This window comes from Duganella margarita (genome assembly GCF_009857535.1).
GTDB classification, from domain to species: domain Bacteria; phylum Pseudomonadota; class Gammaproteobacteria; order Burkholderiales; family Burkholderiaceae_D; genus Rugamonas; species Rugamonas margarita.
The window spans coordinates 137,127-163,790 of sequence record NZ_WWCS01000005.1; the positions used below are offsets into that span (position 1 = coordinate 137,127).

General features: G+C 63.7%; 23 protein-coding genes. 13 read left to right on the forward strand and 10 right to left on the reverse strand.

Translation table 11 applies throughout. The features are described from left to right. Positions 1 to 10: 10 nt before the first annotated feature. Both GTP55_RS09780 and tsaE read right to left on the reverse strand, forming a co-directional pair. Positions 11 to 1,384, reverse strand: a complete 1,374-nt coding sequence (locus GTP55_RS09780) for an N-acetylmuramoyl-L-alanine amidase (protein WP_161044746.1) — start codon at positions 1,382 to 1,384, stop codon at positions 11 to 13. After that, a complete protein-coding gene (gene tsaE, locus GTP55_RS09785; RefSeq protein ID WP_161044747.1) occupies positions 1,348 to 1,833 on the reverse strand; it encodes a tRNA (adenosine(37)-N6)-threonylcarbamoyltransferase complex ATPase subunit type 1 TsaE in 486 nt (161 codons plus the stop codon). The genes GTP55_RS09780 and tsaE overlap by 37 nt, the downstream gene beginning before the upstream one ends. A 63-nt stretch (positions 1,834 to 1,896) precedes the next feature. Here tsaE and queG point away from each other — a divergent pair, with 63 nt between their 5' ends. Beyond that, entirely contained in the window at positions 1,897 to 2,994 is a 1,098-nt protein-coding gene (gene queG / locus GTP55_RS09790; RefSeq protein WP_161044962.1) for a tRNA epoxyqueuosine(34) reductase QueG, read from the forward strand. 10 nt (positions 2,995 to 3,004) lie between these two features. On the opposite strand, the gene GTP55_RS09795 is transcribed toward queG, so the two are convergent. From GTP55_RS09795 to GTP55_RS09805, 3 genes are all read right to left on the reverse strand, one after another. After that, positions 3,005 to 3,226 (reverse strand): hypothetical protein, encoded by a 222-nt coding sequence (locus GTP55_RS09795; protein ID WP_161044748.1) that lies wholly within the window; start codon positions 3,224 to 3,226, stop codon positions 3,005 to 3,007. 211 nt (positions 3,227 to 3,437) lie between these two features. Continuing rightward, positions 3,438 to 4,286 carry a CPBP family intramembrane glutamic endopeptidase gene (locus GTP55_RS09800; protein ID WP_161044749.1) on the reverse strand — a complete coding sequence of 283 codons (849 nt, stop codon included), beginning with the start codon at positions 4,284 to 4,286 and terminating at the stop codon, positions 3,438 to 3,440. Further along, entirely contained in the window at positions 4,283 to 4,759 is a 477-nt protein-coding gene (locus tag GTP55_RS09805) for a MarR family winged helix-turn-helix transcriptional regulator (protein ID WP_161044750.1), read from the reverse strand. Before GTP55_RS09805 ends, GTP55_RS09800 begins: the two co-directional genes overlap by 4 nt. Before the next feature lie 188 nt (positions 4,760 to 4,947). Between GTP55_RS09805 and GTP55_RS09810 the strand changes: the two genes are divergently transcribed. From GTP55_RS09810 to GTP55_RS09820, 3 genes are all read left to right on the forward strand, one after another. Next, on the forward strand, positions 4,948 to 7,608 hold the full coding sequence (locus GTP55_RS09810; RefSeq protein ID WP_202423642.1) for a glycoside hydrolase family 3 C-terminal domain-containing protein: 2,661 nt from the start codon (positions 4,948 to 4,950) through the stop codon (positions 7,606 to 7,608). Positions 7,609 to 7,621: 13 nt separating this feature from the next. Beyond that, positions 7,622 to 8,539 carry an alpha/beta hydrolase gene (locus tag GTP55_RS09815; protein WP_161044751.1) on the forward strand — a complete coding sequence of 306 codons (918 nt, stop codon included), beginning with the start codon at positions 7,622 to 7,624 and terminating at the stop codon, positions 8,537 to 8,539. Positions 8,540 to 8,618: 79 nt separating this feature from the next. Then, the gene (locus tag GTP55_RS09820) at positions 8,619 to 11,582 is read left to right on the forward strand and encodes a TonB-dependent receptor (protein WP_202423643.1); all 2,964 of its coding nucleotides are present in this window, start codon (positions 8,619 to 8,621) and stop codon (positions 11,580 to 11,582) included. Between the two features lies 1 nt (position 11,583). On the opposite strand, the gene GTP55_RS09825 is transcribed toward GTP55_RS09820, so the two are convergent. Both GTP55_RS09825 and GTP55_RS09830 read right to left on the reverse strand, forming a co-directional pair. Next, positions 11,584 to 12,165: a response regulator transcription factor gene (locus GTP55_RS09825; protein WP_161044752.1), complete on the reverse strand. Its 582-nt coding sequence runs from the start codon at positions 12,163 to 12,165 to the stop codon at positions 11,584 to 11,586. A gap of 5 nt (positions 12,166 to 12,170) precedes the next feature. Next, on the reverse strand, positions 12,171 to 14,189 hold the full coding sequence (locus GTP55_RS09830) for a two-component system sensor histidine kinase NtrB (protein WP_161044753.1): 2,019 nt from the start codon (positions 14,187 to 14,189) through the stop codon (positions 12,171 to 12,173). Positions 14,190 to 14,316: 127 nt separating this feature from the next. Here GTP55_RS09830 and GTP55_RS09835 point away from each other — a divergent pair, with 127 nt between their 5' ends. The 6 genes from GTP55_RS09835 (at position 14,317) to GTP55_RS29535 (ending at position 19,244) form a co-directional block, all read left to right on the forward strand. Beyond that, complete coding sequence (locus GTP55_RS09835) at positions 14,317 to 15,303, forward strand: TRAP transporter substrate-binding protein (protein WP_161044754.1); 987 nt, start codon at positions 14,317 to 14,319, stop codon at positions 15,301 to 15,303. Between the two features lie 61 nt (positions 15,304 to 15,364). Beyond that, the gene (locus GTP55_RS09840) at positions 15,365 to 15,934 is read left to right on the forward strand and encodes a TRAP transporter small permease (RefSeq protein WP_161044755.1); all 570 of its coding nucleotides are present in this window, start codon (positions 15,365 to 15,367) and stop codon (positions 15,932 to 15,934) included. After that, positions 15,931 to 17,211 (forward strand): TRAP transporter large permease, encoded by a 1,281-nt coding sequence (locus GTP55_RS09845; RefSeq protein ID WP_161044756.1) that lies wholly within the window; start codon positions 15,931 to 15,933, stop codon positions 17,209 to 17,211. The genes GTP55_RS09840 and GTP55_RS09845 overlap by 4 nt, the downstream gene beginning before the upstream one ends. Before the next feature lie 404 nt (positions 17,212 to 17,615). After that, positions 17,616 to 18,137 carry a methylated-DNA--[protein]-cysteine S-methyltransferase gene (locus GTP55_RS09850; RefSeq protein WP_161044757.1) on the forward strand — a complete coding sequence of 174 codons (522 nt, stop codon included), beginning with the start codon at positions 17,616 to 17,618 and terminating at the stop codon, positions 18,135 to 18,137. After that, the gene (xerD, locus tag GTP55_RS09855; protein ID WP_161044758.1) at positions 18,113 to 19,015 is read left to right on the forward strand and encodes a site-specific tyrosine recombinase XerD; all 903 of its coding nucleotides are present in this window, start codon (positions 18,113 to 18,115) and stop codon (positions 19,013 to 19,015) included. The genes GTP55_RS09850 and xerD overlap by 25 nt, the downstream gene beginning before the upstream one ends. A gap of 58 nt (positions 19,016 to 19,073) precedes the next feature. After that, positions 19,074 to 19,244, forward strand: a complete 171-nt coding sequence (locus tag GTP55_RS29535) for a hypothetical protein (RefSeq protein ID WP_202423644.1) — start codon at positions 19,074 to 19,076, stop codon at positions 19,242 to 19,244. 6 nt (positions 19,245 to 19,250) lie between these two features. Here GTP55_RS29535 and GTP55_RS09860 read toward each other — a convergent pair whose 3' ends face one another. The 3 genes from GTP55_RS09860 to GTP55_RS09870 form a co-directional block, all read right to left on the reverse strand. Next, a complete protein-coding gene (locus GTP55_RS09860) occupies positions 19,251 to 22,355 on the reverse strand; it encodes an efflux RND transporter permease subunit (RefSeq protein WP_161044759.1) in 3,105 nt (1,034 codons plus the stop codon). A 2-nt stretch (positions 22,356 to 22,357) separates the two neighbouring features. Next, entirely contained in the window at positions 22,358 to 23,605 is a 1,248-nt protein-coding gene (locus GTP55_RS09865) for an efflux RND transporter periplasmic adaptor subunit (protein WP_161044760.1), read from the reverse strand. A 167-nt stretch (positions 23,606 to 23,772) separates the two neighbouring features. Beyond that, the gene (locus tag GTP55_RS09870; protein WP_161044761.1) at positions 23,773 to 24,792 is read right to left on the reverse strand and encodes an endonuclease/exonuclease/phosphatase family protein; all 1,020 of its coding nucleotides are present in this window, start codon (positions 24,790 to 24,792) and stop codon (positions 23,773 to 23,775) included. A 22-nt stretch (positions 24,793 to 24,814) separates the two neighbouring features. On the opposite strand from GTP55_RS09870, the gene ybaK reads away from it, so the two are divergent. The 3 genes from ybaK to GTP55_RS09885 are packed head-to-tail and all read left to right on the forward strand — an operon-like array spanning position 24,815 to position 26,622. Then, positions 24,815 to 25,306 (forward strand): Cys-tRNA(Pro) deacylase, encoded by a 492-nt coding sequence (ybaK, locus tag GTP55_RS09875; RefSeq protein WP_161044762.1) that lies wholly within the window; start codon positions 24,815 to 24,817, stop codon positions 25,304 to 25,306. A gap of 55 nt (positions 25,307 to 25,361) precedes the next feature. After that, positions 25,362 to 25,994, forward strand: coding sequence for a glycerol-3-phosphate 1-O-acyltransferase PlsY (plsY, locus tag GTP55_RS09880; protein WP_161044763.1), 633 nt, complete (start codon positions 25,362 to 25,364; stop codon positions 25,992 to 25,994). After that, positions 25,972 to 26,622, forward strand: coding sequence for a DsbA family oxidoreductase (locus GTP55_RS09885; protein WP_161044764.1), 651 nt, complete (start codon positions 25,972 to 25,974; stop codon positions 26,620 to 26,622). Before plsY ends, GTP55_RS09885 begins: the two co-directional genes overlap by 23 nt. Positions 26,623 to 26,664 lie beyond the last annotated feature (42 nt).

Sequence of the window (26,664 nt, forward strand, 5' to 3'; positions counted from 1 at the left end):
CGTGTCGTAATTAAGCCAGGCGGTTCTTCGCCAGCGGTGGATTCTTCGAAAAATAGCGGCGGATGCCGGTGACGATGGCGTCCGCCAGCTTGTTCTGGTAAGCCTCGTCGAGCAGCTTGGCTTCTTCTTCCGGATTGGAGATGAAGGCGGTTTCGATCAGGATCGACGGAATGTCCGGCGCCTTCAGCACCGCAAAGCCGGCCTGTTCGACCGAACCTTTGTGCAGGCGGTTGATGCCGCCGATTTCGCCCAGCACCGAGCGGCCCAGCTTCATGCTGTCGTTGATCTGGGCGGTGGTGGAAAGGTCGAGCAGCACGCTGGCCAGTTGCCGGTCGTGGTTCTTGACGTTGACGCCGCCGATGTTGTCGGCCGAATTCTCCTTGTCCGCCAGCCAGCGCGCGGCCGACGAGGTGGCGCCTTTTTCCGACAGCACGAACACCGACGAGCCGCGCGCGGTCGGCTGCACGAAAGCGTCGGCGTGGATCGACACGAACAAATCGGCCTGCACCTTGCGCGCCTTGTCGACGCGGGTGCCGAGCGGGACGAAGTAGTCGCCGTCGCGGGTCAGCATCACGCGCACGTTCGATTGTTCTTCCAGCTTGGCCTTGAGGCGCTTGGCGATGGACAGCACGATGTCCTTTTCACGGCTGCCGTTCTTGCCGGAGGCGCCGGGGTCTTCGCCGCCGTGGCCGGGATCGAGCGCGATGGTAATCATGCGCACCATCTTGCCGTTCTTGTCGGTTTTATCGGTTTTTTCGGTTTTGGTCTGGGCTTCGGCGGTTTTGAGTTCGGCCTTGAGTTCCTCGCGCGGCTCGGCCTTCAGGTCGGGCTTGAGCTGTTCCAGCTGCTCTTTCGGCGATGGCGGCGGCGCGGCGGCCACTTTCTGATCGGCCGACCAGTCGCCTTTTTCGATCATGGCGGCGATCGGATCGGCCGCCTTGACCGGATACAGGTCGAAGATCAGACGGTGCTTGTAGCTGCCGGCCGGCGGCAGCGTGAACACCTGCGGCTTGACTTCTTCTTTCAGGTCGAACACCAGCCGCACCACGTTGGGCCGGTTCTGGCCCACGCGCACCTGCTTGATGTACGGGTCGTTGGACTGGATCTTGGCCACCAGGCTTTTCAGCGTGGGATTGAGCTCCAGGCCTTCGATGTCGACCACCATCCGCTCCGGGTCCTTGACGATGAAGTGGGTGGCTTTGAGTTCGCTGTCGTTTTCCAGCGTGACGCGGGTGTAGTCGTCGGCCGGCCAGACGCGCACCGCGAGGATTTGCGCCGCGCTGGCGCGCAGTGGCGCCGTCACGGACAGCAGCAGGGTGGCGCCGGCCTTCAGGACGGTGCGGCGGCTCACATGTTGGGAGCGAATTTGAGGCGTTGAAGGCATGAGTTACCCAAGGCGGTAGACGCCTGCAATTCTACATCACGGCCATGGCCGGCCACAGTCAAAAATACGTTCAGATCGGGCGGCGGCAGCACGCCGTCGGCCTTTTCCGGCCATTCGACGATGCAGATGTTATCGCCGTTGAAGTCTTCGCGGAAGCCGGCGTCGAGGAATTCCTCCGGGCTGCCCATGCGGTACAGGTCAAAGTGGATCACGCCGACGGCGCGGCCATCGAGCTCGATGCTGTATGGTTCGGACAAGGTGTAGGTCGGGCTCTTGACGGTGCCGACATGGCCGGCGGCGTGCAGCAGCGCGCGCGTGAGGGCGGTTTTGCCGGCGCCAAGGTCGCCGTGCAGGTGAATCGCCAGGCCGGGCACGAGGGCCCGCGACAGCGCCGCGCCGAGTGCTGCGGTGCCTTCTTCGTCGTGGAGATGGGCTGTGAAGTGCTGCATCAATTAAAATGTGATGTTGGTTTGACCGCCATTGTAACCGCCTACGCCGCCTCGAATGCCAAGATGTCCCTGTCCGAATCCAATTTAGCCCAACTCGCCCTCAGCATCAAGCGCTGGGGTGTGGAGCTGGGCTTCGCCGAAATCCGCATCACCGACGTGGACCTGAGCCACGCCGAAGCCGGCCTGCAGGCCTGGCTGAACGCAGGCATGCACGGCGAAATGGACTATATGGCGGCGCATGGCATGAAGCGCGCGCGTCCCGCCGAGCTGGTGCCGGGTACCATCCGCGTGGTCAGCGCCCGCATGAACTATCTGCCGAGGGACACGGAAACCGGGGGCGAACATGACTGGCGCGATCGCGAGGCGGCGCGGCTGGCCGATCCCGGCGCGGCGGTGATCTCGGTCTATGCGCGCGGTCGCGACTACCACAAGGTACTGCGCGCGCGCCTGCAACAGCTGGCCGACAAGGTGAAGGCGGAAATCGGCGACTTCGGTTACCGCGTGTTCACCGACTCGGCGCCGGTGATGGAACTGCCGCTGGCCGAGAAGGCGGGCCTGGGCTGGCGCGGCAAGCACACCTTGCTGCTGTCGCGCACCGCCGGCTCGATGTTCTTCATGGGAGAATTCCTGGTCGACCTGCCGCTGCCGGTGGATGAACCGACCGGCGCGCATTGCGGTCAGTGCTCGGCGTGCATTACCGCCTGTCCGACGCAGGCGATTCTCGGGCCGGGCAAGCTGGATGCGCGGCGCTGCATCTCCTACCTGACCATCGAATTGAAGAATGCGATTCCGCTGGAGCTGCGGCCCTTGATCGGCAACCGCATCTACGGCTGCGACGATTGCCAGACCGCCTGCCCATGGAACAAGTTCGCGCAGCGCGCGGTGCTGCCGGACTTCGATGAGCGCCATGGTTTGGGCAGTTCGTCGATGATCGAACTGTTTGGGTGGAGCGAAGAGGAATTCAACCGCAAGATGGAAGGCAGCCCGATACGCCGAATCGGCCATGAACGATGGCTGCGCAATATCGCGGTAGGGCTGGGAAATGCCGCCGTCGGCGCACGCGGCGACGCCGCCATCGTCGCGGCGCTGGAGGCGCGCCGCGACGATCCGTCCGAACTAGTGCGCGAGCACGTGGCGTGGGCGCTGGCTTGCCACGTCTGAAATGACAGCACTAGCGTTTAGCCTTCTTGAGCTTTAAACGCCCGACTTTTTGGAAAGCATGCTGGCCAGGGAGAATCGTTTTCGCGTCCGCCCAGTATGCTTTGAAGGCCTCTGGATGATTCGTATCGTATGGGCAATCAGGATCATCGACATGATCAGGGGCGGCCGCGATCATTGCCTTGATTTCTTGCGCGCTAAAGGAAGGCGTTTTGAAAGTAGGTTTCGTGCTCACGTTTATCACCGTTTCGGCAAGAGATGAGTCTGGCAGTGTCGCTTTGCTCCGTCCAAATCAGCACCACAACTCTGCCCTGAAACAGACAAAGACTGCGGTGCCGTCTTTCGGGGTGGTCGGTCGTCCAAGATATTACGTTTGCGTTTGTGCTTGTCCACGTTAATCATGGGACGATCTTGTGATTTGATGATAGACCGTCATTTGAGCGCTTTCAAGCGAGGTGATGCGGTTGAGCGCGTTTAAGCATCAGAACAGTGGCGATGCCCCACACCAGTAGCGTCAGCACCGAGGCTTCGACGCCGTAGGCGCCGCCGGTCAGCCATTCGGGGCCGGGCAACGAGACTTGCAGCCAGCCGCGCGCCGCGTGGCCGGACAGCGGCACCGCAAACACGCCGTCATACAGGAAGTTCCAGCCGAAGTGGATGCCGATCGGCAGCCACACGCGGCCTGTCATCATGTAGGCCGCGCATAGTGCCAGCGAGACCACGGCGGTGTCGAGGACTGCCAGCGCGCTGATGTTGTCGTTGGGGAGGTGCGCCAGCGCGAACAGCACGAATGACACCGCCAGCGCCACGCGCGTGCCCCAGCGCTGGTCGACGATACGAAACAGCACCGCGCGGAAGATCAGTTCCTCAAACGTCGCCACCATGATCTGCTCCGGCAGGCACTTGAGCAGGGCGTCCCAGCCGGTGCTGCTGCCGGTAATCACAAACGCGCCCATCACCGCGAGAATGACGGCGACCTTCAGGCCCAGCGCCGCGCCGGCCACCACGCCGGCGCCGACTTCGAGCGCGGCGCCGGGCAGCGCCAGTTCGGACGGCAGGCGTTTCTCGACGCGGGTGGCGAACAGGCGATAGCTCAGGAAGCTGAGCAAGGCGGCCAGCGGCATCGGCCACACCACGCGCAGCGGTTGCGGCACCACGGCATGGATCAATGCCAGCGTCAGCGAAATCGGCAGCATGACGGCGGCGACGCCAAGCACGATGCGCAGCAGCGGATGCGTCAGCACACGCGCGCGGAAAGAAGGGATGGGCGTAACTGCCGGTTGGGCGATGCTCATGATGTCTCCTTGGTGATGGCGGCGCGCGCTTTGCGGATGCGGGCGCCGAAAGGCTGTTGCTGCAAGGCGGCAATGGCCGCCGCCAGGATGTCGGACAAGGGGTAGGGCAGGTCGCGATCCAGACTATCGGCGGCGGTGCGCGTGGCTTGCCAGCACAGGTGCAGTTGCGGCAGCAGGTCTCGGCCACGGGCGCTGAGTCGCACCATTTTCTGGCGCGCGTCACGCACGCCGGGTGACGATTCCAGCAGGCCCTCCTTGATCATCAGCGCGACCGTCTGCGTGGCGGCCGGCTGGGTGATGCCGGCCGCTTCGGCGATCTGGCTGACGGTGTGCGGTTCGCCGCCTTCCAGCGCCCGCATCACCGGCGTGTAGCGCGGCCGATAGTCGATGCCTGCCTCCTCGTAGGCGGCGCTGACGGCACCGTCCAGCAAGTCGATCAGATGGCGTAATTGGGTTCCAAGTCCTTGTCTCATGTGGGAACTTTAGCACAATGCATAAGTGCTTATGCATTATTTTTTGCATTCCGCCCTGCGGCTGATATCGATTTCGGTATGAACGATGCAAAAAAAGTTATTGGTTTCTTGCCAATGCAAGGATTACATTTGTCACGTCGAGAAATGTTACCGCAAACATTTTCGGCTTCGCTAACATGGAGACTAACATGGCGACCAAAAAGACCCACCAACAGGGTCATGCAGGAGACAACAAAAGCGGGATGGCACGGGGCGCCGCGCGCGCCTTCGTGCTGGCCGTTGCCATCCCTTTGACGGTGTTCGGCGCCGATGTGCGCAGCGACGCCGAGGCCCGTGCCCGCAACGTGGTGGCCCAGCTGACCATGGATGAAAAGATCGACCAGTTGCTGAATGTAGCGCCGGCCGTGCCCCGGCTGGGCATCCCCGCCTACAACTGGTGGACCGAATCGCTGCACGGCGCACTGGGGCCGCTGCCGACCACTAACTTTCCCGAACCGATAGGGCTGGCCGCCAGCTTCGATGCGCCACTGCTGCAACAGGTGGCCGCCGCCATCAGCACCGAAGTGCGCGCCTTGCACACGCTGGGCCGCCAGACCGGGCACCTGGGCCGCATCGGCACCGGACTCGATACCTGGTCGCCCAACATCAACATCTTCCGCGACCCGCGCTGGGGACGAGGGCAGGAAACCTATGGCGAAGACCCGCACCTGACGGCGGCGCTGGGCGTGGCCTTCATCCGCGGCATCCAGGGCAGCAATCCCGACCTGCCGGACGTGGTGGCCACGCCCAAGCACTTCGCCGTGCACAGCGGACCGGAATCGACCCGTCACAAGGCCGACGTGACGGTCTCGGCGCACGACCTGGAAGATACCTACCTGCCGGCCTTCCGCGCCGCGATTGTCGACGCCCAGGCCGGCTCCATCATGTGCGCCTACAACCGCATCAACGGCCAGCCGGCCTGCGGCAGCGAGCTGCTGATGAAGCAGCACCTGCGCGGCGCCTGGGGCTTCAAGGGCTATGTGGTGTCCGATTGTGACGCCGTCACCGACATCGCCGAGCAGCACAAGTACGCCACCGATCCGGCGGCGGCAGTGGCGGTGGCGCTCAAGGCCGGCACCGACAACGAGTGCAACACCAGGACCTTGGGCGAAACGCCGGGCCTGAGCGCGCGCTACCGCGAAGCCTGGCAGCGTGGCCTGATCAACATGGCCGACATCGACCAGGCGCTGGTGCGGCTGTTCTCGGCGCGCTACCGCACCGGCGATCTGGCCGGCCTGCCGCAACGCCAGGCTACGACGGTGCCGGTCAGCGCCATCAACACGCCCGCGCACCAGGCGCTGGCGTTGCAGGCCGCGACCCGCAGCCTGGTGTTGCTGAAGAACGACGGCGTGCTGCCGCTCAAGCCGGGCCTGAAACTGGCCGTCATCGGACCGCTGGCCGACGCCACCCGCGTGTTGCGCGGCAACTACTCATCGACGCAATCGGCGCCGCCGGTGTCGGTGCTGGAAGGCCTGCGCCGCGTGCTGCCGCAGGCGCAGATCAAGCTGGCGCCGGCCGGCGCCTCGATCACCGATGGCGACCCGGTGCCGGCATCGGCCCTGCAGACGCCGGATGGCAAGCCGGGCTTGCGGGTGACCTACACCAACCGCAACGGCACCCAGTACGACAGCAAGCCGGTATTGACCCGCACCGCGCCGGGCCTGGAAGCGCAAGGCCTGCAATTCAAGGCGGTGGCCGACCACCACAAGGTGAACTGGGACGGTTACCTGACGGTGCCGGAGTCCGGGCTGTACCGCCTCGGCGTCAGCGGCGTCAAAGGCGCGCTGACGGTGGGCGGGAAGGCGGTGGTCGAAGCCAATGCGTATTCGCAGTGGGGCGAGCCGCTGCAACTGAACACGGTGCAGCTGGAGAAGGGCCAGCGCTATCCGCTGCACTTTATGGCGGAGACCGGCAGCACCGGCGTGCCCGGCCTGTTCTGGAAGCGAATTTCCAGCGACGCCGACGCCGACCTGAAACGCGCCACGGCGGACGCGGACGTCATCGTCGCCGTGGTCGGCCTGACTTCGGACCTGGAAGGCGAGGAGATGGCGATCAAGGTCGAGGGCTTTTCCGGCGGCGACAAGACCTCGCTCGACCTGCCGGCCGAGCAGCGGCAATTGCTGGAACGCGCCAAGGCGCTGGGCAAGCCGCTGGTGGTGGTGCTGATGAACGGCAGCGCGCTCGATCTGTCATGGGCCAAGGACAACGCCGCCGCCATCCTTGAAGCCTGGTATCCCGGACAGTCGGGCGGGCTGGCGATTGCCGACGTGCTGACCGGCCGCGCCGATCCGGGCGGCCGCCTGCCGCTGACCTTCTACCGCAGCCTGGCCGACCTGCCGCCGTTTGACGACTACCGCATGCAAGGCCGCACCTACCGCTACTACAACGGTACGCCGGTGTACGCCTTCGGCGCCGGCCTCAGCTACACCAGCTTCAGCTACGCGCCATTGCTGGTGGCGCCGGTGGATGGCGCACCGGAAAACGGCGTCATCGTCACCACCCGGATCACCAATACCGGCGGCCGCGATGGCGACGAGGTGGCGCAGCTGTATCTGACGCCGCCGGCCTTTGACGGCGCGCCACGGCTGGCGCTGCGCGGCTTCCAGCGCATTACGCTGAAAGCCGGCGAAAGCCGCGACATCAGTTTTCGCCTGACGCCGCGTGACCTGAGCTTTGTCACGCGGGACGGCCAGCGGCAGCTGACGCCAGGGCAATACCAGCTGAGCGTGGGTTCCGGGCAGCCGGGCACCGGCGTGGCAGGGCAGCAGACGCCCATCGTGTTGAACCGCACGGTGGGATTGGAATTATAAAAAAGGAGACGAAATGAACAAAGCAGGATGTGTAGCGCTGGCGCTGGCATGCGCGCTGGCGGCGCCAGCCATGGCGCAGAACGACAAGATGACGCCGATCGCCACGCCGGCGCAGCCGGCCGCGATTACCCTCAACACCGGCCCGCTGCCGGGCGCCACGGTGCAGGAATCCTGGCATAGCCAGTACAACAGCGTGTTCGCCCGCAATGTCACGCTGGCCACGTTGACGCCATTCCTGCCGGCGGCCGGCAAGGGCAGCGGCGCGGCGGTGATCGTCGCTCCCGGCGGCGGCTTCCGCACGCTGTCGATGGAAAACGAGGGCTGGCAGGTGGCGCAGGCACTGGCCGACAAGGGCGTGGCGGCCTTCGTGCTGAAGTACCGCCTGATCCAGACGCCGGCCGACATGGACGGTTTCGCGCGCTCGATGGCGGAGATGTTCTCGGGCACCGCCAAGCGGCCGCCGCCACCGCCGGATGGCGCCGCCGCCTACGCGCCGCAGATCGCCGACGCCCGCGCCGCCTTTGCGCTGGTGCGCGCCCGCGCCGGCGAGTGGCATGTCGATCCCAAGCGCATCGGCATGCTGGGCTTTTCGGCCGGCGCCATGTTGACCATGGCCACCACGCTGCACGGGCAGGACGCCAAGCCGGCCTTCATCGGCAACATCTATGGACCGATCACGGCGGTCACGGCGCCGGCTGACGCGCCGCCGCTGTTCATCGCGCTGGCGGCCGACGATCCGTTCTTCGGCAACAGCGGCTATGGCCTGGTGGACAGCTGGCGCAATGCCAAACGGCCGGTGGAGTTGCACCTGTTCGAGCAGGGCGGCCACGGTTTCGGCATGTACCAGAAAACCACCACCAGCACCGGCTGGTTCGATAGCTACGTGCGCTGGCTCGGCATGCACGGCTATTTGCCAGCGGCTACCCGTTAACCATCATCAGGAGACCCGCCACCAGATAGACACCGGCAAGACCACGATAAAAAACGACGATAAAAAATACGGAGATTTTATGCAAACACCTTTCCAGCGTAGCTTGATGAACCTGGCCGTCGCCAGCGCATGCGCAGCCCTGGCCATGCCCGGCCATGCCCAGCAAGCGGCCGACACGTCCGCCGACGCCGCCCCGCAAGTGATCGTGACGGGCATCCGCGCCAGTATGCAGTCCACCCTCAACATGAAGCGCAACTCGGACGGCATTGTCGACGGCATCGTCGCCGAAGACATGGGCAAGTTCCCCGACACCAACCTGGCCGAATCGCTGCAACGCATTTCCGGCGTGTCGATCGACCGCAGCAACGGCGAGGGCCAGAAGGTCACCGTGCGCGGCCTCGGTCCGGACTTCAACCTGGTGCTGCTGAACGGCCGCCAGATGCCGACCACCGACCTGAGCGATTTGTCCGGCCGCTCGTTCGACTTTTCCAACCTGGCGTCGGAATCGATCTCGCAGTTGCAGGTGTATAAAACCGGCCGCGCCGACAGCCCGACCGGCGGCATCGGCGCCACCATCAACGTCGTCACCGGCCGCCCGTTCGACAATCCCGGCCTGCATTCCAGCATCGGCGTGAAAGCCGTCAAGGATACGTCCAATGACCACTTGCCGGATGCGGTCAAGGGCAAAAGCGTCACGCCCGAAGTCTCCGGCATTTACTCCAATACCAGCGCCGACGGCCGTTTTGGCGTGTCGCTGAGCGCCAGCTTCCAGTCGCGCGATTCCGGCTTCAACCGCGCCGGCCTGTTCAACGGCTACCAGGGGCCGTATCTGGGCTCGGCCGTCATCGACGGCCAGACTCTGCCGCAGCCGGGCCAGCCCGGTTCGCAGAACATCACCAACCGGCCGGCGCCGGACGCGCTGTATTCGATTCCGCAGAACATGAACTACAACGTGGCGGCGGTCCAGCGGCAGCGCACCAACGGCCAGCTGACCTTGCAGTTCCGCCCAGTCAAGGAACTAACCACCACGGCCGACTACACCTATTCGGAAAACAAGATCCAGACCAAGCGTAACGAACTGAGCGTCTGGTTCGCGCAAACGCCGACCTCGACCAGCAGCTGGCCGAGCGGCCACGTGGTCAGCCCGCTGACCTATGCCGAGGTCTACCCGACGCCGCAGGATATCTCGGTGGTCGGCAGCGACTTCGCCACCAAGACCAAGAACCAGTCGCTGGGCTTCAACGCCGTCTGGAAAGCCAGCCCGAGCCTGAAGCTGGAGTTCGATGCGCACCATTCCACCGCCGAGTCCGGCGCCGACAGCCCGTTCGGCAGCGAGAATGCGCTGTCCAACGCCAGCTTCAGCCGCGGTCCGACCAAGCTCGATCTGACCCACGAGCTGCCGATCCTGAGCATGCCGGCCGCCAACCTGACCGCCGCGCCGATCCAGGCGGCCGGCTCGTGGTTCCACAACAGCTACGAGAAATCGGTCATCAATCAGGCGCAGGCAAAAGGCAGCCTGAAGCTGATGGAGGCGTCCGAGCTGAACTTCGGCGTCGGCTATACCGACACCACCAACCGCTCGACCTATTCCAACGTGCAGAACAACACCTGGGGCGGCGCCACCAAGGCATCCGATTATCCGGCCGCGCTGTTCCAGGCCAATTCCCTGCCGTCGTTCTTCAACAAGCTGGGCGGCTCCAACTCGCCGGACCTGTTCGCCAAGCTGTACACCTTCGACTTTGCCAAGGTGCGCCAGGTAACCGCCAACGCGGTAGGCAACCAGGCCGCCTATCTGCCCAACTTCGGCACGCCGGACACCGACCGCAAGCTGCAGGAGAAAACCACCTCCGGCTACCTGGCCTTCAACACCGACTGGGATACCGCGATTCCGTTCCACTCGTCGGTCGGCGTGCGCGTCGAACGCACCAAGGTCAGTTCCACCGCCCAGGTGCTGCCGGGCACGGCAGTGGTGTGGGTGGCGCAGAACGAACTGCCGCTGACCTTCGGCGGCCAGGCCTTCAGCAATGCCGATGCGTCGTACACCAATGTGCTGCCGGCGCTCAACCTGGACGCCGACCTGCGCAGCGACATGAAGCTGCGCGCCAGCATCGGCACCACCATCGGCCGCGCGCGCTATGACCAGCTGCAAGGGGGCCTGACCTTGGGTACCATCGCCAATGTGTTCACCGGCGGCAGCGCCTCGGTCGGCAATCCGGCGCTGAAGCCGGTCAAGTCGAAGAATCTGGATGTCGCGTGGGAGTGGTATTACGACAAGCAGAGCTTGCTGTCGCTGGCGTATTTCCGCAAACAGCTGGACAACTACGCCGGCCAGACGCTGGTGTCGCAGACGCTGTACGACCTGCACACGCCGATCGGCGGCGCCTACTACAAGGCGGCGCTGGCCAGCGGCTGCGGCGCGGCCGATACCAACTGCATCCGCAACTACATCCTGGGCAATTTCGACGGCCAACCGGGCGTGAAGAAAACCGGCGTCAAAGGCGACGGCATGCTGGACGGTACCATCACCGGGCTGCCGACCGATCCGCTGCTCAACTTCCAGACCACCACTTACGCCAACCAGAAATCGGCCAACGTCAGTGGCGCCGAGGTCAACCTGCAGCATATGTTCGGCCAGAGCGGCTTCGGCGTACAGGCCAACTACACGTATGTGCACTCGCCGCTGAAGTACAACAACGCCGACGTCAACGACCAGTTTGCGATTCTCGGATTGAGCAATTCGGCCAACCTGGTCGGCATTTTCGAGAACAAGGACTGGTCGGTGCGGGTGGCGTATAACTGGCGCGACGAATTCCTGGCCGCCACGGTCGACGGCAACGGCCGCGCAGCGCCGGTGTACACCGACGCCTACGGCCAGGTCGACGTCAGCATCGGCTATAACTTCAACAAGAACCTGAGTTTCCAGCTGGAGGCGATCAACCTCAATGACGCCACCCAGCGCCAGCATGGACGGACTTCGGCATCGACCTTGAACGTCACGCAGGCCGGACCGCGTTACATGATCGGCGCGCGCTACAAGTTCTGAGTTATTTCAGCAGGCCGGCCAGTTCAACGGCCGTCTTGACCTGCATCTTGTCGAAGATGTGTGCGCGGTGGACTTCCACCGTGCGCATGCTGATGCCTAGCTGGTCGGCCACCACCTTGTTCATTTTGCCGGCCAGGATCAGGTCCAGCACTTCGCGCTCGCGCGTCGACAGCGTGGCCAGGCGGGCGTGGACGGCGGCGGTGTCGCCGGCGCGGCGCGAGTTGGCCAGCGCTTCCTGCACGCGGTCCATCAGCTGGTTGTCGTTGAAGGGCTTTTCGAAGAAGTCGAAGGCGCCGCGTTTCAGCGTGTCGACCGCCATCGGCACGTCGCCGTGGCCGGTCAGGAAGATCACCGGCATGCGCTGCGCCAGGCCGCGCGTCAGCAGCTGGTCAAACACCGCCACGCCGTTCATGTCCGGCATGCGCACGTCAAGCAGCACGCAGTCGCCGGCGGCGTCAAAATCACCAACCTGCTGCAGGAACTGCGCCCCCGATTCGTAGGCGCGCGCGGGTATCGCCCGGGATGTGGCCAGCCAGGTCAGTGCGTCGCGCACCACCGCTTCATCGTCGACGATATGCAGCATTTTTCTTATGTCTCCTGTGTCGTGGCGACCGGCGCGGCCGGCAGCACGAACGTAAATATGGTCCCGCCTTGCGGGTTGGCGTGGAAGGTCAAGGCTCCACCGTGGAATTCTATCGCAGTCCGGCAGATGTTAAGGCCCATGCCCATGCCTTCGGCCTTGGTCGAGAAGAATGGCGAGAACAGCCGCGCCGCGACTTCTTCCGGGATGCCGTGGCCCTGGTCGATGACGGCGACGCTGACTTTGTCCGTCTCGGCGTCGTAGGCCGCCACCACGTTGAGGATGCGGCGCTGCGGCGGGATGTGCTGCATGGCTTCGATGCCGTTGCGGGTCAGGTTGAGCAGCACCTGTTCGATCATCACGCGGTCGGCGCGCACCGGCGGCAGGTCGGGCGGAATGGTGGTGCGGAAGGTGACGTAGCTCTGACGCGCCTGCAGTTCGATCAGCGCGCGGATGCCGTCCAGCAGCGATGGAATGGCCAGCGCCTGCCGCAGCGGTTCGCGCTTCTTGACGAATTCGTGCACGCTGCGGATGATCTGGCCGGCCCGCTGCGCCTGCGCGCTGGCCTGTTCCAGCGCCGGCTTGAGGATGGCGCGGTCGACGGGAGCATCGCGGTCCAGCACATTCAGCGCGCCGGTGGTGTAGCTGGAGATGGCGGCCAGCGGCTGGTTCAGTTCATGCGCCAGCATCGAGGCGATTTCGCCCATGGTGGCCAGGCGCGCCGACGATTGCAGCTTTTCCTGCTGCTGGCGGTTGACCTCTTCGATGCGCTTGCGGTCGGAGATATCGAGGATGGAGCCCATCCAGCCGGTCTGCTTGCCGTGGTTGTCCACCAGCGGCGCCTCGAACACCAGCACCGGCACGCGCTCGCCGTTGGGACGCTGGAAGAAGGTCTCGAACTGCGGCGTGACCTTGCCCGCCAAAACCGAGGCAAAGCGGGCCTGGTATTCGGACATCGCTTCCTCTGCCCAGTAAGGCATGGGCGGCAGCTTGCCGACGATCTCCTCGGCCGGGTAGCCGACGATCTGGCAGAAGGCCGGATTCACATACGTGATGCGGCCTTCCAGGTCGCGCGCGCGCAGGCCGGTCACCAGCGAGTTTTCCATCGCGGTGCGGAACGACATCTGCTGGCGCAGCGCGCCTTCCGCCGCCAGCCGTTTGGAGATATGGCCCCACAACGCCAGCAGGCTCCATAGCAGCCCGAGCGACAGCACGATCACCGAGCCGACCAGCAGGTTGGGCAGCAACTGCGGTTCGCTCTTGACGCTGTCGGTCACCAGCGTCACCGAGGCGCCGGGCAGATCGAGCGCGCGCTTGTGGGTGTAGACGCCGTGACCCGGACCGGCGGCCGCGCGCCGCGCCAGCACCTTGTCGTCGCGGTCCACCAGCGTGACCTGGTTGTCCTGTGCGAACCACCACGGCACCATTTCGTCCAGCAGCGCCACGGTCTGATAAGTGGCCACCAGGTCGCCCAGGTACTCGTCGCCGCGGAACAGCGGCACGTGATAGTCCATCAGCACCGCCGACGGCGCCGCCGACGACACGTGCGATTGCGCCTCCGGCTGGGTGTACATCGGCCGCTTCGTTTTGCGCGTGATCTCGGCGGTGGCCCTGGAGGCAGGCGTCAGTTCGACCGGATTGGCGAGGGGATCGCTGCTGCCGCCCAATGCACCGTCCGGCTTGAGCCAGACCACCCGCACCAGCTCGTGCCCATTCTTCAGCAGCCGCGCCATGCGTTCGTGCAGCTCCTTCGCCGACAGATGGCCGGCGGTGATTTCCACTCCCAGGCTGCGCAGGCTTTCCTCGTCGCGGCCCATCTGGAAGCGGATGGTCTGTTCCACCCACAGGGTGTCGGCGATCAGCTGTTCCTGGCGCTCGTTGCTCTCCATCTGGCGCGCCTGCCACGGCAGCCAGATCAGGATCGCCAGAAAAAACAACACCAGCACGATCGGCAGCAGCCAGCGCAGCGAGGTGCCGGAATGCGGACGGCGGGGCGGAACTGGGGCTGGGGCAGGGCTGGAGGTCATGGGCGCTCAGGGTAGCCGGTCGGAACCGGGCGGTCATTGTGGTTATCCACAGTTGCCAGTGTTGCAGCAATTCATAAGAATCGACCAAAATAGAACAATAACGCAATTTTACCCACCAGGAGACTTCATGAAACTGAAAACCGCACTGCTCGTCCTGAGCGCCGCTCTGAGCTTCAATGTGTACGCCCAGGCGCCGATCGTCATCAAATTCAGCCACGTGGTGGCCACCGACACGCCGAAAGGCCAGGCAGCGGAGCGCTTCAAGCAACTGGCGGAAAAAGCCACCAACGGCCGCGTCAAGGTCGAGGTCTATCCGAACAGCCAGCTGTACAAGGACAAGGAAGAGCTGGAAGCGCTGCAGCTGGGCGCGGTGCAGATGCTGGCGCCATCGCTGGCCAAGTTCGGCCCGTTGGGCGTGAAGGAGTTCGAAGCCTTCGACCTGCCGTACATCTTCCCGTCCAAGACCGCGCTGTACAACGTCACCGAAGGCGAAATCGGCAAGTCACTGCTGAAGAAGCTGGAGCCGAAGGGCATCACCGGGCTGGCATTCTGGGATAACGGCTTCAAGGTGATGTCGGCCAACAAGCCGTTGCGCAATCCGAGCGACTTCAAGGGCCTGAAGATGCGCATCCAGTCGTCCAAGGTGCTGGACGCGCAGATGCGTGCGCTGGGCGCCAACCCGCAGGTGCTGGCGTTCTCCGAGGTGTACCAGGCGCTGCAGACCGGCGTGGTCGATGGCACCGAGAATCCGCCGTCGAATATGTACACCCAGAAGATGCACGAGGTGCAGAAGTATGTGACGGTGTCCAACCACGGCTACCTGGGCTATGCGGTGATCGTCAACAAGAAATTCTGGGACGGCCTGCCGCCGGACATCCGCGCCGCGCTGGACAAGGCGATGAAGGATGCCACCACCTTCGAGAAAGCGATCGCGCAACGCGACAACGATCTGGCGCTGGACGCCATCAAGAAGACCGGCAAGACCGAGATCTACACGCTCAGCGTGAAGGAGCAGGCGGAGTGGCGCAAGGCGCTGCTGCCGGTGCAGCAGTCGATGGAAGGCCGGATCGGCAAGGACCTGATCTCGGCGATCAATAAAGAAGCCGCCAAGTAAGACCACGGCGACCGGGGCGGCGCAAGGCCGTCCCGTTTCTCTTTTCCTCTAAAGGAACACCATGAAATTCCTCGATAAGCTCGAAGAATGGCTAATCGCGTCCCTGATGGGCGCGGCGACGCTATTGATCTTCGTGGCGGTGCTGCACCGCTACCTGTCCGGCCTGCCGATTCCCGGCCTGCAGGATTACCTGATCACCATCAATACCAGCTGGGCCCAGGAGGCCTGCATCTATATGTTCGTCTGGATGGCCAAGTTCGGCGCCGCTTACGGCGTGCGCACCGGCATCCACGTCGGCGTCGACGTGCTGATCAACCGTATGAACACCCCGTGGCGCAATAAATTTATCATATTTGGCCTGCTGGCCGGCGCCACCTTCACCGCCATCATCGGCACGCTGGGCGCCAATTTCGTGCACCACATGTCGCAGACCGACCAGACCTCGGCCGACCTGGAAATTCCGATGTGGATCGTCTACCTGGCGGTGCCGCTGGGCTCTTACCTGATGTGCTTCCGCTTCCTGCAGGTGCTGGTGGCGTTCGTCAAGACCGGGCAGCTGCCCAAGCATGACCACTCGCACGTCGAGGGGCTCGAAAGCGAACTGACGGAAGACAAAGGAGCCAAAGCATGAACGCCCTGATTATTTTCGTGCTGCTGCTGGCGCTGATGCTGACCGGCATGCCGATCTCCATCTCGCTCGGCCTGACGGTGCTGACGTTCCTGTTTACCATGACCGAGGTGCCGATCGACACCGTGGCGCTCAAGCTGTTTACCGGCATTGAGAAGTTCGAGATCATGGCCATCCCGTTCTTTATATTGGCGGGCAATTTCCTGACCCATGGCGGGGTCGCGCGGCGCATGATCAACTTCGCCAGCTCGATGGTCGGCCACTGGCACGGCGGTCTGGCGCTGGCCGGCGTGCTGGCCTGCGCCTTGTTCGCGGCGGTGTCGGGCTCGTCGCCGGCCACTGTGGTGGCGATCGGCTCCATCATCCTGCCGGCCATGGTGCGCCAGGGCTATCCGAAATCCTTCGGCGCCGGCGTCATCACCACCTCCGGCGCGCTGGGCATCCTGATCCCGCCGTCGATCGTGATGGTGATGTATTCGGTGACCACCAACACCTCGGTCGGCAAGCTGTTCATGGCCGGCGTGGTGCCTGGCATTATGCTGGCCTTCTTCCTCGGCCTGACCACCTGGTGGCTGGCGCGCAAGCACAACTATCCGCGCATGCCCAAGGCCAGCTGGGGCGAGCGCTGGAGCACCTTCCGCAAGAGCGCCTGGGGCCTGCTGCTGATCGTCATCGTGATGGGCGGCATCTACTCCGGTTCGTTCACGCCGACCGAGGCGGCGGCGATGGCGGCGGTGTACGCGTTCTTCATCGCGGTGTTCGTCTACAAGGACCTCAAGCTCAAGCAGGTGGGCAAGGTGCTGCTGGATTCGGCGGCGATGTCGGCCATGCTGCTGTACATCATCACCAATGCCATCCTGTTCTCGTTCCTGATGACCAGCGAAAACATTCCGCAGGCCATGGCCGAATGGATCACCGGGCAGGGCCTGGGCGTGGTGACGTTCCTGCTGGTGGTGAACATCCTGCTGCTGTTGGCCGGCAACGTCATGGAACCATCATCGATCGTGCTGATTATGGCGCCGATTCTGTTCCCGGTGGCGATGAAGCTGGGCATCGATCCGGTGCACTTCGGCATCCTGATCGTGGTCAATATGGAGGTGGGCATGTGCCATCCGCCGGTCGGCCTGAACCTGTATGTGGCGTCCGGCATCACCAAGATGGGCATCACCGAATTGACGGTGGCGGTGTGGCCTTGGCTGCTGACCATGCTCGGGTTCTTGATCCTCGTCACGTACATACCACAAATTTCCTTATGGCTGCCAAATTTGATTTACTCTTAAAGTAGTTTGCCATTTCGGTATAAAAAATTTGAGAAAAAGCTTAACGAATACGTTATGATGGCGTCGCTCTCAGGGAAACATGCATATCGATATGCGACCTTGTAGCAAAGAATTGTAAGTGGGGAGTGTGTATAGAAACGGTAACTAATACCGGCATTAGATCGAGGAGACACACGTTTTACAGAATGTTGCTGTTATAGGGTCTGCAGGCCGCCACAAGCGTGCCACGGAACCAGGCAAGCGACCGGGAACGTGAAGCAGGATTTGAAAACGCACCTGAGGGTGCGTTTTTTTTCGTCCCGACCATTTACAATCGTCCCGGCGTGGCTTTTTTGCTGTAGTAAGGACGCAACAAAATGGTGCGTCCAAACAACTTTGGTACTTTTTTGGTGCAAGTAACTGTGATGAAAATACAACAAGGTAGTGAGCTCTTTTCAGCCGTGGTGGCGTTCCCGTTCGGGAAACTGGGCGTTCGCACTGCGCAGGGCCTGATTGCCGAACTGTGCTACCTGCCGCCCCATTTTGAGGCAAAAGCGCCGCAGGACGCGGCGGCCGAATTGCTGGCTGAGCAGGTCAGCAAGTATTGCGACGACGCCGATTTCCGGTTCACGCTGCCGCTCCGGCGCAGCGGCACCGCGTTCCAGCAGAAGGTGTGGGACGAGCTGTGCGCGATTCCACGCGGCAGCACCCGTACCTATGGCGAACTGGCGCGGCATCTCGGTTCGGCGCCGCGCGCGGTGGGGCAGGCCTGCGGCGCCAACTGGTTCCCGGTGGTGGTGCCGTGCCACCGCGTGACCGCCGCCACCGGCCTGGGCGGCTTCTCCAACAGCGACGATCCCAACGGCTATTTGTTGGGCATCAAGCGCTGGTTGCTGGCACATGAAGGATCGAGCGAATACGCATGGCAACAGACAACTTTGCTCTGATTGACGAGTTCTGCGACAGCCTGTGGCTGGAAGACGGGCTGTCGAAGAACACGCTGGAAGCCTACCGGCGGGATATGCGTTTGTTCGCCGGCTGGCTGGAAAAGAAGCGTCCCGAGGTCGACGGCCTGCTGGCGGTGGCCGCGCACGATATCGAAAGCTATATCGGCGCGCGCCATGATCAGGGCAAGGCGACCTCGTCGAACCGGCGATTATCGGTGATCCGGCGCTTCTACCAGATGTTGCAGCGGCAGCGCCGCATCGAGGACGATCCCAGCCTGAAGCTGGTGTCGGCCAGGCAGCCGCAGCGCTTTGTGCAGACGCTCAGCGAAGCGCAGGTGGAGGCCTTGCTGGCGGCGCCGGATGTCAATACGCCGTTGGGTTTGCGCGACCGCACCATGCTGGAGTTGATGTACGCCAGCGGCCTGCGGGTGTCCGAGCTGGTCGACCTGAAGATGCTGGAACTGAGCCTGAACGACGGCGTGCTGCGGGTGACCGGCAAGGGCGCCAAGACGCGGCTGGTGCCGTTCGGCCAGCAGGCGCGGATCTGGATCGAGCGCTACGTCAAGGGCGCGCGCGGCATCATCCTGAACGGCCAGCAGGACGACGCGCTGTTCGTCACCGCGCGCGGCGCCGGCATGACGCGGCAAATGTTCTGGGTCCTGATCAAGAAGCACGCCCTGAAGGCGGAGATCAAGACGCCGCTGTCGCCGCACACCCTGCGGCATGCGTTTGCCACCCATTTGCTGAACCACGGCGCCGACTTGCGTGTTGTTCAATTGCTACTCGGACACTCCGATATCTCAACCACGCAGATCTATACGCACGTCGCCCGCGAACGCCTCAAACATTTGCATGCGCAACATCATCCTCGCGGGTGAGCAACTTGGTTCATAATGAGGGTTGTGCAGTGCAACGCTTTTAAAGAAGGAGCAGCAAATGGCCAAAACAAACTTCGCATATGAAAAGCGGCAGCGGGAATTGGAAAAGAAGAAAAAGCAGGAAGAGAAGAACCGGCGCAAGGCCGAGTTGAAGAATAACCCCGACGCGGCGCAGGAAGGAGAGGAAGACGTTGCCGAAGGCGAAGCTTCCGCCCCCGGCACCGAATAATCGGGTTTAAGCGACTTCGCGCAGCACGTGTTCTTCTTCGTGGTTGCCCTTGAAGAAGCGCGCGCAGCGTTTTCCCCAGCGGTCCAGGTAGGTGTAGGCCACCGGCACCACCACCAGCGTCAGCAGGGTTGAGGTCAGCACGCCGCCGATCACCGCGCGGCCCATCGGCGCCTGAGTTTCGCCGCCGTCCCCCATGCCGATCGCCATCGGCAACATCCCGAACACCATCGCCAGCGTCGTCATCAGGATAGGCCGCAGCCGTACCTGGCCGGCAGTCATCAGGGCATCGTACTGGTTCTGGCCTTGCTTCTGCGCATGGTTGGTGAAGTCCACCAGCAGAATCGCGTTCTTGGTCACCAGACCCATCAGCATGATGAAGCCGATCACCGAGAAGATATTCAGCGTGCTGCCGGTGACCAGCAGCGCCACCAGCACGCCGATCAGCGACAGCGGCAGCGACATCATGATCGCCACCGGCTGCAGGAAGCTGCCGAACTGCGAGGCCAGCACCAGGTAGATGAAGATCACCGCGATGCCGAGCGCCACCATGGCCGAGTTCATCGATTCCGCCATGCTCTGCGCATTGCCGCCGACGTCGAAGCGCACGCCGGCCGGCAGCTCGATTTCCTTCATGACCTTCTTGACGTCGCTGTCGACGTCGCCGCCCGGCCGGCCTTCGGTACTGGCGTACACCGCCACCCGGCGTTGCAGCGCCTGGCGCTTGAGCACCTGCGGGCTAAAGGCCGGCACAAATTCCACCACCTGGCGCAGCGGCACCATGATCGGCCGGCCGTCCGGGCCCAGCTTGCTCGACGCCAGCGACAGGTCGGCCAGGTCGGTCACCTTCTGGCGGCCGGATTTCGGCAGCTGCACGTTGACGTCGTAGTTCTGGCCGTCCGACGCCAGGAAGTGCGAGGTGGTGTCGCCCGCCACGAACGGCCGCAGCGCGGCGCCGATCTGCTGCGTGGTCAGTCCCAGGTCGCTGGCCAGTTCGTTGTTGATCTTGATGTTGGTGGACGGGTTGGCGCCTTCCTGGCTGTATTCCAGGTCGGCGATGCCCTTGATCTTGCGCATCTTGTCCATCAGCCGGTGCGCCACGTCGTCCAGCTTGCCTTCGTCGGTGCCGAGGATGGCGATGAAGATCGGCTTCTGGCCCATCGACAGCGTGATGCCGGCGATCTGGCTCAGGCGCGCGCGGATCGCCGCTTCCATCTGCTGCTGGGTGCGGCGCTTGTGCAGCTTGCGGTCGAGCAGCTTCATGTCGAGCTGGGCGGTGTTGCGGCCGTCCCAGGTGCCGATCACGGCGTTGACGCTGGCGATTTCCGGGAATGCCTTCAGCGCGTCTTCCACCTGGTGGATCTTGTTGTCGGTGTATTCCAGGCTGGAGCCGACCGGCGTCTTGATCATGAAATTGACCCAGCCGTTGTCCTGCTCCGGCATCATCTCGCCGCCGATTTTCGGCACCAGCAGGATGCTGCCGGCGAACAGCGCAAAGGCCAGCAGCAGCGTCATTTTCTTCCAGCGCAGCGCCAGCGCCAGCACTTTGCCGTACACCACGTGCAGCCACTCGACGCCGCCTTCCAGCCAGTGCATGAAGCGGCCCAGCCACGGCAGGTATTTGAAGCGGTCCTGCACTGGGTCCGGCCACACCGACGACAGCATCGGGTCCAGCGTGAACGAGACGAACAGCGACACCAGCACCGCCACCGCCACGGTAATGCCGAATTGCAGGAAGAAGCGGCCGATGATGCCGTCCATGAAGGCCACCGGGATGAACACGGCGACAATCGCAAAGGTGGTGGCCATCACCGCCAGGCCAATTTCGTTGGTACCGTCTTCGGCCGCCTTGCGGTGGTTCTTGCCCATGCCGAGATGGCGCACGATGTTCTCGCGCACCACGATGGCGTCGTCGATCAGCAGGCCGATGCACAGCGACAGCGCCATCAAGGTCAGGAAGTTGAGCGTGAAGCCGAACGCCTTCATGGCGATAAAGCTGGCCATCACCGAAATCGGCAGCGTCAGGCCGGTGATGATGGTCGAGCGCCACGAGTGCAGGAAGAAGAACACGATCACCATGGTCAGCACCGCGCCTTCGATGATCGTCTCCTTGACGTTATCGAGCTGGCTTTGCACTTTCAGCGATTCGTCGTTCAGCACTTCCAGCTTGATATCGGCCGGCAGCGTTTTCTTCAGGTCGGCTGCCACCTGCTGGATGCGGCGGCCCACTTCGACCACGTTGGCGTCCTGCACCTTGGTGATGTCCAGCGTGACGGCGCGCTGGCCGTTGATGCGCGAGATCGACAGTTCTTCCTGGGCGCCGTCTTCCACCGTCGCCACCTGTTCCAGGTAGACCGGGCCGTTGGCGCGGCGCGCCACGATGATCTTGTTGAAGTCGCGCGGGTCTTTCATCTTGCCTTCCACCCGCACCAGGCGCTCGCTGGCGCCGTAGCTGATGAAGCCGGCCGGCAGGTTGGTGTTGGTGTTCTGGATCGCGTTCAGCACTTCGTCCACGCCGACCGCCTGCGCGGTCAAATCGTTGGGCCGCAGCTGGATCAGGATCTGGCGCGCCGCCATGCCGTTGGTGCGCACCTGGCCGACGCCGGCCACGCCCTGGAAGCGCTTGGCGACCACCTGGTCGACGATGGTCGACAGGTCGCGCAGCGAGTGCTCGCTGGCGGTCAGGCCGATCTGCGCGATCGGCTGCGCGTTCTCGCCTTCAAAGCGAACGATGAACGGGTCCTTGGCTTCGCGCGGGAAGCGCGGCCGCACCTGCGCCACCTTGTCGCGCAGATCCTGCATGGCGCGGTCCATATCGGTCGACAGTTCGAAGTCGACGTAGACGCCGGCCCGGCCTTCCCACGAGTTGGCGCGCAGCGTCTTGATGCCGCTGACGGTGTTGACCGCTTCCTCGATCGGGCGGGTGATGTCGTTCTCCACCGCTTCCGGCGAGGCGCCCGGGTAATTCACCTCGATGGCGGCGCCGGGAATGCTGATGTTGGGCATGGCTTCCAGCCCCAGGCCGCGGTACGAGAACAGCCCCAATACCATCAGCGCCACCATCACCATGGTGGCGAACACCGGGTTCTGGATGCTGACTTTAGTGATCCACATAATCAGCCCTTCGTCGGTTCGGCGGCCTTGGCCTGGGCCGATGGCGGCGCGTCGCTGCTGCTACCACCAGTTGCGGCCGGCAGCTTGACGGCGGCGCCGGGCTTCAGGTTGTCCAGCCGCGAGACGATCACGTTGGCGCCTTGCTGCAGGCCTTCGGTCACTTCGGCATAACCTTCATCCTCGTTGCGCAGGCCGATCTTGACCGGCTGCGCCACCAGCTTGCCCTGTTCTACCTTGTAGACCAGGTGCTTGCCGTCCTTGTCGCTGCGCACGGCGGCCAGCGGCACGATCGGCGCCACGGCGGAGCGGTCGGTGACGATGCTGCCCTTGGCGAACATGCCGGCGCGCAGCGCGTTGTCGCCGTTCGGCACGGCGATGTAGACCAGCATGGCGCGCGAGCCGGCTTCGGTAGCCGGATTGATGCGCGCCACCTTGCCATGGAAGTCGCGCAGGGCGTAGCCTTCGACGCGGAACTTGACGTCCTGGCCGACTTTGATGCGCGGGATTTCCGAGGCCGGCACTTGCGCTTCCAGAATCATTTCCGCCAGGTTGACGATGCTGTAGACCGGCATGTCCAGCGCCAGCTTTTCGCCGGCCTGTACGTGGCGCTTGCTGATCACGCCATCGATCGGCGCCTTGATCACGCCGTCGTTGAGGGCGATGCGGGCCAGCTCCACCATGGCGCTGGCGGATTTGACCGAGGCGCGCGCCAGGTCGACCGAATTCTGGGTCGAGTCGTAGGCGTTTTGCGAGATGTATTTTTGCTTGAGCAGCGCCTGGCTGTTGGTTTCATTCTTGGTGGCCAGCGCCAGCCTGGCCTGCGCCTCGTCCAGCATGGCCTGCTGCTGTTGCAGGCGCGCGCGCAGGTCGGCCTGGTCGACCCGGGCCAGCACCTGGCCGGCGCGCACCGCCATGCCTTCCTGCAAAGTGGTCGCTTCCACCACGCCCGACACCTTGGACTTGATGGTGGCCGAGCTCAGGGGCGCCAGCGAGCCGGATAAGGGCAAGCTGACCGCCAATGACCGGGCACTGACGGCGGCGACGTCGCCGCTCGACAGTTCGAAGATGTCTTTCTTTTCCTTGGCTGCGGCGGTGGCCGGGGCGGGCGCTGGCGCAGCTTCCGGCTTGCTGCGCAGGATGGCCCAGCCGCCGCCGGCCAGCGCCACCACGACCAGGATGGCGGCCGGTTTACGCCAGCGCGGGGTACGCGTGGCGGGCTGGCTTTGTGGGGGTAAAGTTTCTAGTCTCATATCGTTTTTCTGGCCTGAAGAGGTTTGCGCACCTTGCCACTTTAGGTAGTTTCAGGGGCAAGGGCCAGAAAAATGCGATAAGCCGCGCAAAAGCACGGCTGAAATGCAGAAAACGCGCCATCGTCATTCCCGCAGCAGCGGGAATCCATGTTGCGCCGGCCACGAGGCTATGTCTGGATTCCCGCCTGCGCGGGAACGACGGGGGTGGGGTACAGCCGCAGACTGACCAGCACCTGCCCATGGTCGGAGGCGGCCGGCGTGGCCAGCGCCAGATGCTCGTTGAGGTAGGTCACCTCGGCGACTTCGCCGATCGCATGGCGCGAGGCCGGATGGAACTCTTCCGACACCAGCACATGGTCGATGGTGGCGTGGCGGCCGTCGTGGGCAATGGTGTAGCCGCTGTCGCGCCGGCGTTCGCGGCCGGATTGGATCTGGCGGCTGTCGAACAGCTGGCCGTGCAGCTCCTCGCCCGGTTCGCAGGCGGCGCCGGCGCCCATGACGATGTGCGTGGTGACGGCGTCCACGGTGTCGTTGAAATCGCCGAGCACCACGCGCGGCCGGCGCCGTTCCTGTTGCTGCTTGTCCATCGCGCTCAGCAGCGAGCGCAGCGCCACCGCCTCGGTGCCGCGCCGGATCAGCGAGCGCAGGTTGGCCTGGGCGTGCAGCATCGGGTCGTCGCCGGTGTCAACGCTGCTGTAGTCGGGCCGCTTGGACTTCAGGTGGACCACGATGACGTCGACAATCCGTTGGTCCGGCAGCACCACCTGCACGTGCAGCGGCGCGCGGGCGAAGCGGTCGGCGTCGCGGTGGCCGTCGGGCAGGGATATGCCATCCGGGAACATGATGTAGGCCTGGGCCGGCGCCGCCAGCGGCAGGCGCGAAATCAGCGCCAGTTCCGGCGTCATGCGCGGCAGGCCGGTGGCCGGGTCGGGCGGCGGCGTGAAGCCGGTCAGCGTGGCCTCGCGGTACTTGCGGCTACGGGCCAGCACGTCGCGCAGCGCGTCGAGCGAGAAAATTTCCTGCAAGCCGATGACGTCGGCGTCCAGCTGGTCCAGCTGCTGCGCGGTCCAGGCGACTTTCGCTTCATACTCGGCCTCGGTCAGGGGCGCCAGATTGTCGTACAATTTCGCCCCAGGCTGGGAAAGATTGCAAACATTGAAAGTAGCAAAGCGAATTTCCTGCTGCATAATGAACAACTCCGATCGCACCATGGCTAAAAAAGAGCATATCTCCGAAACCCCTGCCACTCAACTACTGCGCAAGCACAAGGTGGCGTTCACCGAGCACCCGTACAACTACGAGGAGCACGGCGGCACCGGTGTGTCCTCGCGCGAACTGGGCGTCGACGAACATCACGTGGTCAAGACGCTGGTGATGCAAGACGAGGCCGCTAAACCTTTAATTGTGCTGATGCACGGCGATTGCAAGGTCTCCACCAAGAACCTGGCCCGCAACATCGGCTGCAAGTCCGTCGAACCGTGCAAGCCGGAGGTGGCGTCGCGCCACAGCGGCTACATGATCGGCGGCACTTCGCCGTTCGGCACCAGGAAAACCATGCCGGTGTATGTAGAGGATAGCATTCTTGCGCTGGAAACGATTTATATCAATGGAGGGCGGCGCGGTTACCTGATCGGCATCGCGCCGCAGGTGCTGACCGAACTGCTCAATGCCAAGCCGGTGCATTGCGCACTGGCCGAGTAAGGTTGTATATTCAGCGGCCCTGCTTATGGGTAAAGAACGATAACTAGAGGAAAAGATGAATACAGTTTGGATGACCGTGGCCGCCTACCTGATCGGCTCGATCTCATTTGCCGTCGTCAGCAGCAAGTTGTTCGGCCTGGCCGACCCGCGCACCTACGGCTCGAAAAATCCCGGCGCCACCAATGTGTTGCGTAGCGGCAATAAGGCAGCCGCCATCGTCACCTTGCTCGGCGACGCCGTCAAAGGCTGGCTGGCGGTGTGGCTGGCGCTGCATTTCCAGGAACGCCTGAATGTCGGCGACGCCACCATCGCGCTGGTGGCGATTGCCGTGTTCCTCGGCCATCTGTGGCCGGTGTTCTTCCGCTTTGTCGGCGGCAAAGGCGTGGCGACGGCGGCCGGCGTACTGCTGGGCTTGAATGTCTGGCTGGGCGTCGCCACCTTGGTGACGTGGGCCGTGGTGGCGTTCGCCTTCCGCTATTCGTCGCTGGCGGCGCTGGTGGCAGCGATTTTCGCGCCGTTTTACTATGGTTTATTGTTTGGCGTGGAGCCGCAGCTGGCCGCCGTGTTCATCATGAGCGTGCTGTTGGTATTCCGTCACAGCAAAAATATCTCGAATCTGATCGCCGGCAAGGAAAGCCGCATCGGCAGCAAATCGAAAGGCAAACATGGCAACTCCCCTCAAAATTGATTTCGTCTCGGACGTCTCGTGCCCATGGTGCGCAATCGGCCTGAGTTCGCTGAACCAGGCGCTGGCCGCCATCGGCGACGACGCCGAAGTGCAGATCCACTTCCAGCCGTTCGAGCTGAACGCGGCGATGCCGCCGGAAGGCCAGGACATCACCGAGCACCTGACCGAGAAATACGGTTCGACGCCGGAGCAGCAGCAACAGGCGCGCGAGATGATCCGTGCACGCGGCGCCGATGTCGGCTTCGACTTTGCGATGGACAAGCGCGCCCGCATCTACAATACCTTCGACGCCCACCGCCTGCTGCACTGGGCCGGGCTGGAAGGCAAGCAGAAAGCGCTGAAGGAAGCGCTGTTCAAGGCCTACTTCACGCAGGGCCTGGACCCGAGCGCGCACGAGGTGCTGATCTACGTGGCCGGCGAGGTGGGACTGGACAAGGAAGCGGCGCGCAAGGTGCTGCATTCGAACGAATACGCGGCCGAGGTGCGCGAGGCGGAGGAATTCTTCCACCGTCACGGCATCAACTCGGTGCCGGCTGTGATCATCAACGAGCGCCACCTGATCTCCGGCGGCCAGCCGGCGGCGGTGTTTGAAAAAGCGCTGCGCGAGATTATGGCCAAATCGGCATAAAAAGTACCTGCCGGGTGGGAGGGAGCGCTCCCACCGGTCTTG

Bases quoted from the DNA above. Each gene is read 5' to 3' on its own strand.
- ybaK (WP_161044762.1), top strand. From the start codon at position 24,815: ATGGCTAAAAAAGAGCATATCTCCGAAACCCCTGCCACTCAACTACTG.
- GTP55_RS09885 (WP_161044764.1), top strand. From the start codon at position 25,972: ATGGCAACTCCCCTCAAAATTGATTTCGTCTCGGACGTCTCGTGCCCA.
- GTP55_RS09840 (WP_161044755.1), top strand. From the start codon at position 15,365: ATGAAATTCCTCGATAAGCTCGAAGAATGGCTAATCGCGTCCCTGATG.
- GTP55_RS09860 (WP_161044759.1), bottom strand. From the start codon at position 22,355: ATGTGGATCACTAAAGTCAGCATCCAGAACCCGGTGTTCGCCACCATG.
- GTP55_RS09850 (WP_161044757.1), top strand. From the start codon at position 17,616: ATGAAAATACAACAAGGTAGTGAGCTCTTTTCAGCCGTGGTGGCGTTC.
- GTP55_RS09800 (WP_161044749.1), bottom strand. From the start codon at position 4,286: ATGAGCATCGCCCAACCGGCAGTTACGCCCATCCCTTCTTTCCGCGCG.
- GTP55_RS09845 (WP_161044756.1), top strand. From the start codon at position 15,931: ATGAACGCCCTGATTATTTTCGTGCTGCTGCTGGCGCTGATGCTGACC.
- plsY (WP_161044763.1), top strand. From the start codon at position 25,362: ATGAATACAGTTTGGATGACCGTGGCCGCCTACCTGATCGGCTCGATC.
- GTP55_RS09815 (WP_161044751.1), top strand. From the start codon at position 7,622: ATGAACAAAGCAGGATGTGTAGCGCTGGCGCTGGCATGCGCGCTGGCG.
- GTP55_RS09810 (WP_202423642.1), top strand. From the start codon at position 4,948: ATGGCGACCAAAAAGACCCACCAACAGGGTCATGCAGGAGACAACAAA.
- tsaE (WP_161044747.1), bottom strand. From the start codon at position 1,833: ATGCAGCACTTCACAGCCCATCTCCACGACGAAGAAGGCACCGCAGCA.
- GTP55_RS09865 (WP_161044760.1), bottom strand. From the start codon at position 23,605: ATGAGACTAGAAACTTTACCCCCACAAAGCCAGCCCGCCACGCGTACC.
- GTP55_RS09835 (WP_161044754.1), top strand. From the start codon at position 14,317: ATGAAACTGAAAACCGCACTGCTCGTCCTGAGCGCCGCTCTGAGCTTC.
- queG (WP_161044962.1), top strand. From the start codon at position 1,897: ATGTCCCTGTCCGAATCCAATTTAGCCCAACTCGCCCTCAGCATCAAG.
- GTP55_RS09870 (WP_161044761.1), bottom strand. From the start codon at position 24,792: ATGCAGCAGGAAATTCGCTTTGCTACTTTCAATGTTTGCAATCTTTCC.
- xerD (WP_161044758.1), top strand. From the start codon at position 18,113: ATGGCAACAGACAACTTTGCTCTGATTGACGAGTTCTGCGACAGCCTG.
- GTP55_RS09830 (WP_161044753.1), bottom strand. From the start codon at position 14,189: ATGACCTCCAGCCCTGCCCCAGCCCCAGTTCCGCCCCGCCGTCCGCAT.
- GTP55_RS09825 (WP_161044752.1), bottom strand. From the start codon at position 12,165: ATGCTGCATATCGTCGACGATGAAGCGGTGGTGCGCGACGCACTGACC.
- GTP55_RS29535 (WP_202423644.1), top strand. From the start codon at position 19,074: ATGGCCAAAACAAACTTCGCATATGAAAAGCGGCAGCGGGAATTGGAA.
- GTP55_RS09820 (WP_202423643.1), top strand. From the start codon at position 8,619: ATGCAAACACCTTTCCAGCGTAGCTTGATGAACCTGGCCGTCGCCAGC.
- GTP55_RS09780 (WP_161044746.1), bottom strand. From the start codon at position 1,384: ATGCCTTCAACGCCTCAAATTCGCTCCCAACATGTGAGCCGCCGCACC.
- GTP55_RS09805 (WP_161044750.1), bottom strand. From the start codon at position 4,759: ATGAGACAAGGACTTGGAACCCAATTACGCCATCTGATCGACTTGCTG.